Source organism: Spongiactinospora gelatinilytica, assembly GCF_003236385.1.
In the GTDB taxonomy this organism is placed as follows: Bacteria; Actinomycetota; Actinomycetes; order Streptosporangiales; family Streptosporangiaceae; genus Spongiactinospora; species Spongiactinospora gelatinilytica.
On sequence record NZ_POUA01000412.1, the window covers coordinates 1 to 6,517 of the forward strand.

The following is a 6,517-nucleotide window of genomic DNA, read 5'->3' on the forward strand; positions in this document are numbered from 1 at the left end:
GATCAGTTCCCACTGGGCGTCGGTCAGGTCGGAGGGGTAGCGAGCGGGGGGCATTGAGCCACTTTGGCGGTATCGGCATGTCTCGTCACGCCGCCACGCCGGACATGAACGATCTTCTCAAACACGCACTAAGTTGAGTGAGAGCAAGCGCGCCGACGTCAGGCGGTGGCTACTACCGGACGTCTTCGAGCACTGCGGCATCCAGGACCCGACCGCCGCCCACCGCCATCCGAACTGCATAAGCCTGGTTACCCAGAACCGGTTCGGCCCCACCGTGATGACCCTGGCCAACGCCTTGGCCTACGACGGCACCCTGCTCGCCGGGCCCTCGGTCAAACCGCGCGACTCCAGCGATCCGGAGATCGTGCTCATCGACACCGACGGCCTGAACGAACTCGCGGACCCGCGGCTCACCGGCCGTTCCAGTGGCTGGTGGCCCGCCGGTGTCCTGCTGTCGCGTGCCCTGGCCGAGCTGCACGTCGCGGACGGCGATGAGGTCGGAGTCGTCACGCCGTATCGAAGCCAGGCGGAGGCCACGCTGGAAGCGCTGCGCGACATCGAGGGTGAGGGGTCACCGCTGGCCGAGGTGGGCACCGCGCACCGATTCCAAGGGCGGGAGTTTCCGATCGTGGTCTTCGACACCGTCGAAGGACGGTTCGGCAACGGGATGTGGATGGCTCATGCCAGCCGGGCTCCGGACGCCACGTCCTGGCAGCGGATAGGGCTGCGTCTGTGCAATGTGGCAGTCACCCGCGTACGCACCCGCCTGTACGTCGTCGCCAGCCGCGAGCGGGTGTCTCTGGCACAATCCGGCACGGCGCTGTCGTATGTCCGTGGCCTGCTCCAGGCGGGGCAGGTCCGTCCGGTAAAGGCCGCCGCGCTAGTGACCCCGCCCGCCACCGCAGCGGCCGAATCATATCTCGGGGTTTTCGGCAACCAGCTCAAAGAAGTACTGGCCCGTCACGTCGAGGTGACCGACGTTCACGACGAGCTGCACTTCTACACCGCCTTCGCCGCCGCCATCCGCGACGCGAAACACTCCCTCTGGATCTGGACGCCCTGGGTGGCCTCACGTGTGCTGAAACTGCTTCCCGGCCTGGCGGGGGCGGCGGCGCGCGGCGTCCGAATCACCGTTTTCCTCCGCGACCCTTCCGACCAGCTCCAGGACAGACACCTCGACCTGATCAACCAAGTACGCGCTGTAGCGCACACCGTCGTGTCCGTGAATCACATGCACCAGAAGATCGTGGTCATCGACGAGCGGACCGTCATGCTCGGCAGCCTGAACGCTCTGTCGCAGAGCAGGACCCGAGAGATCATGCTGACGATGCGCGGCGCCCATTTCGCCAGAAGGATCCTCGAACACGAACACGCCGCCGAATTCTCCTCCCCACCTGCGTGCGGGCGGTGTGGTGGCAGCGATATCGACCTTCGGCGCAGAAAGAACGGCGAGTGGTACTGGCGCTGCTACGCCCGGACCTGTCAGGTGGGTTCCGGAGGTCGGGCATGGCACGCGCCTGTCAACTTCAGCACCCGGAGAGGGCCCTCCCACAAGCCCAGACCGTAGCATTCCGGCCCCGTGCCGGCGGCGGCCAACGCCGGCCCCCGTCTGATCCGGCCCTACCGCTACATTCGAGCGGGGTGCGAAGACACGTCAGGCCAGGCGGATCCGATGTGCACGTATAATGGCGGGCCATGTGCGTCCGGTGGGGCTCAGTCCTCGGACACCAACCTTTCGCACACGTGAGGGTTTGGCGTTACCTGCGCCTCCACGAGCCGCTTCTGGGGGCGGTAGGTCAACCGCAGCCCGATCTGCGCGTACAGCTCCGCCTTGTCGGCCGGGTCGGCCTGCTGTAGGACCTGTACCAGGTCACCGATGGCGGCCATCACCGCGTGGATCTCTTCCACGGTCATCCGCCGCCTTGCGCCGACCTTCCTGAGCTGCGCCTGAGCCGCCGCCCGCTGAGTCTGGACCTCGGTGATCCACCCGGTGACCAGAGCGGGGTCGGCCCCGGCCTCCAGCGCAGCGCGGTGGGCGGCCAGCTTGCGGTCACATTCGGCGATCCGCCCGCGCAGCGCCTCATCGGCGGTACCGGCTGTACGGTCCTGGCCGGAGGCGGCCAGTTCCTGGGCGGTCTGCGTGATTCTTTCCTCGCCGAATGCGGTGGCGAGCCAGGCGTCCAGCGGGGGCAGCACGTCGGCCTCGCGCAGATACACGGTCTTGGGGTGATCGACATCGTTGGCCAGGGCGTACTCGGCCGGGTAGCGGCACCGGTAGTAGCACTCCCCGTGGTTGTAGTTGCCCTGCATCCGCCGCTCGCAGTACCCGCAGAACAACACCCCGCGCAGCAGGTACGGCCGGCGGGTGCGATGCGGCTTGTGCGCGGTCGGGCCCCGGCCTCGGCCGGCGAGGATGGCCTGGGCCAGCAGGCCCAACACCCCGTCAGATCGGCATCCCAGCCACCGCGACCATCCTTCCGATCGTGGACGTCCGCCAAGGTCCCGGGCCCAGGACAGATCGCGCTTGACGACCTGGCCCAGATTCCAGATAAAGGGCGGCAGGTCGGTGGGCAGGTACCGCCACGGGCATCCCGATCGCACGACGTACAGGATGGCGTTGACGATCTCCCGACGTGGGTGCTTTTCCGGTCGCCCTCCGGTGTTCGGCTCGGGTAGCTGGGGCTCGATCAGTTGCCACTGAGCGTCGGTGAGGTCGGAGGGGTAGCGATCAGGGGGCACCGGGCCAGCTTGGCGGTCTCGCGTCCGATGATCACGTCGCCACGCCGGACATAAATGATCTTCTCAAACACGCTCTGAGTGGCCGGGCGGCTGGACGACTTCTACTACCACCCCTAAGCTGAACGCGCGAGTCAATGACCCGGAAACCCGGGCTTCCACCTTCGAAGTTGCCGTGGAGCACGATCCGGATAACTCCTCCGAAGGCCTTATCTGGTCGGGGAGCATCGCTGGAGTGGAGTCAGGGCACTTCGGAACCATTCAGGTTCCCGCCGGCAAGCTCGTCGATGGGCAGTGGATCCGTTGGCGTGCCCGGGCAATGGCGGGGGGAGCAGCAGGACCGTGGTCGGACTGGGAAATCGTCCAGATAGACAGCGGATCGTCATCTAGTTCCCCCAAACCGGAAACTCACTTCCAGGCTGTGGCAGCCAGCAGGTTCCCCTACAACCGGGCGAAGCCTGAAGACTGCGCTAGTCGCGTGGGAGAACCGAACAGACCTGATGTCGCGGGCTCGCTTCACAAACGGGGATGGTGGTCAAAGAACTCTTTCAATATGTGCTATGCCGTTTGGATTGGAGAGAGAGGAAGACGGTAGTGTAGACCGACGCACTCCGCTCTTCAGTACCGCGCAATGGTACGCACGCATGACTATCTTACTCCACACCCATGTGGGTATGGCTGCCAAGAATGGCGTACCGAACACTCAGGCTCGTGGAGCACCCACGGGAGTAAACAGCCGCCAAATTAAAGCGTCGATTCGCATAGACAATGTCAGGATAATCGACGACGACTGGCTTGACAGGACATTCACGGTTGCGTTAGGCGAGAAGGGCAAGAACTGTAAGGCTACCTATGTCGACTCCAGTGGAAGGACAAAGCCGTTGGGCTACGGTCGTGTACAATCCAAACGCAACTGATCCGAATTTCCATCCAAGAAGATCCCCGGAAGATTCGACTGGAATAACGTCGGATGCGAGCTGGTGCAAAACCAAGCGTCACCTTGCTTGCATCGAACAAGAGATGCTACCACAATTGAGAACAATCGGAAAAAATCCATCGCACAGTGTCGGAAACTTAAGCCGGGGTACAAGAAGCCTGACAGCTGTGATGAGTTCCCCTTCGCCAGCACTCGAGAAGGGGCGGCCAGTACGGTTAGCAACTACTCGGTGAAAATCATCAAGGATAGAGACAACTGCTCTTCCGGAGCGCGAACTTCAGTTTTCTATCAGCGTAATCGCATCCTGGACAGATACCCATTCTGGGTGGACGTCATTCGGAAAGGTACGCGACACCCCGTCAGCGGGGCACCGGGCGTCATCTTAATAGACCCTCTTCCGGACGAGGTGGTCGATCTTGATGGTTGCAGTATCGATGGCGTCGACTGAGGTCTTTCATCATGGCTAGGTTGCCGTAGCCCGTGTAGGGTGGGGGTAGTTTAAGCTACTCCCACCCTGAACTTTCCATAAATCCTCCTTCGCGTTAGGTCCCCCCTTGAGCACACTGTTCAGTCTTTACTTAAATATTCGAGCAATACTACCGGAGCACGGGTGTTTCACGTGGGTGAGAAACAGCGATCTCAACGAAGTTGTCCGCCTTTTGGCGGGTAACCCGGATAGTGATTCAGAGCAGACCTGGAGTGAGGCGGTCACGCTCGCATACGAGTTGTACCCCGAGGGTACTGGTGTCACCCTGGTCGAACAGCAGAGTATGTGGACAGTCGTCATGGAACCGTTATCCTGTCGTGGAAGCAGTGAGGCGATCCTTAAGCAGATGGCGGTCAAGAGTGAGGCATACAGTGTCTACTGGACGGTCAATCAGGACGTCGGTGTAACCTACGTCGTCAGCGGACGAATCATTGCTGCCTTTGATCCTTTCAATTTGCCGACAGTATCTCCGCGATCGGGGCAGCGGTGGCTGGCGCGTAGATCGGTGACCGAAACGCAGTGGCGTGAGAACTGGCAAGCTGCAGCTTTCGCACTGGGCGAGGAACTCTCAGGGATTCATATTGACGAAGCCTGGCTGAATAGCCTTCACATGAGCATAAGGCTGCATCCTAGAGCTGCCAGCGCCGTTGACGCTCCATCCATCATGCTAGATGAAGATATGGAAGAGATCGTAAGAGGTAATCCCCTTCTCGCGACTATCGTAGCCGATCCCAGGCCCGACAAACTGCCGAATATCATTCGGATTGCTGCACAATTGGCGGTCTCCACTAGTAGACTTGAAGGATCTCTAGTTGATGAGGCTATGCGGCTCATAATCAATGGCAATCGGGGCGAACGTGTCCGTATCACGCATCGACGCCTACTTGGTTTGCGTGACCAATATGATGCCCAGTCTCTGGAGGCCTTCGCCGCTCACCCGGCTGCCGACCGGGAAGAGGTGTTGAATCCAGGGCACCACACCAATTACGGTCGTCTACAGCTGAAGAGGCGAGCTGTTGAGGCATTGTGTAGCGCATTGGACCCCGATATCGATCTCGCTAAAGCGGCCAAGTATACTGTATATGCTGCCGGGCTGACACACCTAGATTTGCAGAACGGTGATAACGAGATGCAGCGTGTACTCGCCGTCATTGCAGATTACATCTGGATGCAAGAATAGAAAGCCATGCCCTATTGAGGATAATCCTCAATTGGAGATGTGTTCCCCATCTCATAGACCGGAGTTGCTCAGCCAAAGTGCATCTCTACAAAGTTTCGTCCGTAATCCTAGTGCGCCCGGGGCCGCATGGTCAACCACAAGCGCGTTGCGCGGGTGATGCGCCGTTTCGGGATTGTCGGGCTGCATCTGCGAAAGAAGGTCCGCACCACGGTGCCGGAGCCGTCCGCTCAGAAGGTGCCCGATCTGATCCGGCGGGACTTCACCGCCGAGGCGCCGAACCGCCGCTATGTGGGCGATATCACCTACCTGCCCATCGGAGATGGCCGGTTTCTCTACTTGGCCACGGTGCTGGACCTGGGCTCACGGCGGCTGGCGGGCTGGTCGATCGCCGATCACATGCGCACCGCTCTGGTGAGCGACGCGTTGCGGGCCGCCGCCGCGACGCGGGGCGATCTGAGCGGGGCGATCTTCCACGCCGATCACGGAGCGCAGTACACCTCGGCCGAGTTCGCCGGGGTATGCGCCGAGCTCGGTGTGCGCCTGTCCATGGGCGCGGTGGGCACCAGCGCCGACAACGCCGCCGCGGAGGCGTTCAACGCCAGCCTCAAACGCGAGACGCTGCAGGGGGCCAGACGCTGGTCCTCGGCGCGTGAAGCCCGCCTGGCGGTCTTCAAGTGGATCACCCGTTACAACACTCGAAGGAGGCACTCCGCCCTCGGCTACCTGAGCCCGATCGACTACGAGCAGCAGACCATCGATAGGGTGCTGCTCGCCGCATAACTACGGTGTCCACACTTCGGGGTGAGCCCCCTCCCTCCAGGGATGATCGGTGACGCGGTATCGGAAACGTCGGCCTGCATGTAGACCATGTTGCGATCCCTCCAGGGATGATCGGTGACACGCCGGTATCCCCGGCACGAACGGCCAGGTGGTGTTGCGATCCCTCCAGGGATGATCGGTGACGAGTGCACCCGCTGCCACAAGACCAAGACCCGCATCGTTGCGATCCCTCCAGGGATGATCGGTGACTAGACGGCTCCCCGCGTGGATTAGTACTACAGTCATGTTTCGTGATCTAGAGTTGGATCTCGTTGTGGCGTAGCCATCGTTTCCAGTAGTGGCTGCTGCGGGCGCGGGCCTGATGGGCGCGGCGGTGGTGTGACCATGCCAGCGCGTG

4 protein-coding genes and 2 pseudogenes are annotated in these 6,517 nt (G+C 61.8%); 4 read left to right on the plus strand and 2 right to left on the minus strand.

Annotation, left to right across the window (positions count from 1 at the left end):
* Positions 1 to 133 precede the first annotated feature (133 nt).
* Positions 134 to 1,567: an AAA domain-containing protein gene (locus tag C1I98_RS33275; protein ID WP_199537403.1), complete on the plus strand. Its 1,434-nt coding sequence runs from the start codon at positions 134 to 136 to the stop codon at positions 1,565 to 1,567.
* Between the two features lie 146 nt (positions 1,568 to 1,713).
* Here C1I98_RS33275 and C1I98_RS45895 read toward each other — a convergent pair whose 3' ends face one another.
* Positions 1,714 to 2,439 carry a recombinase zinc ribbon domain-containing protein gene (locus C1I98_RS45895; protein ID WP_368773554.1) on the minus strand — a complete coding sequence of 242 codons (726 nt, stop codon included), beginning with the start codon at positions 2,437 to 2,439 and terminating at the stop codon, positions 1,714 to 1,716.
* Positions 2,440 to 2,550: 111 nt separating this feature from the next.
* Positions 2,551 to 2,739: pseudogene (locus C1I98_RS45900) on the minus strand (transposase); the annotation flags it as partial.
* A gap of 977 nt (positions 2,740 to 3,716) precedes the next feature.
* On the opposite strand from C1I98_RS45900, the gene C1I98_RS45905 reads away from it, so the two are divergent.
* The 3 genes and pseudogenes from C1I98_RS45905 to C1I98_RS33290 all read left to right on the plus strand — a co-directional run.
* Complete coding sequence (locus C1I98_RS45905) at positions 3,717 to 4,121, plus strand: NucA/NucB deoxyribonuclease domain-containing protein (protein WP_158558285.1); 405 nt, start codon at positions 3,717 to 3,719, stop codon at positions 4,119 to 4,121.
* A 106-nt stretch (positions 4,122 to 4,227) separates the two neighbouring features.
* Positions 4,228 to 5,340, plus strand: coding sequence for a DUF6461 domain-containing protein (locus tag C1I98_RS40850; RefSeq protein ID WP_146607791.1), 1,113 nt, complete (start codon positions 4,228 to 4,230; stop codon positions 5,338 to 5,340).
* 120 nt (positions 5,341 to 5,460) lie between these two features.
* Positions 5,461 to 6,120 (plus strand): annotated as a pseudogene (locus tag C1I98_RS33290) (IS3 family transposase); the annotation flags it as partial.
* Positions 6,121 to 6,517 lie beyond the last annotated feature (397 nt).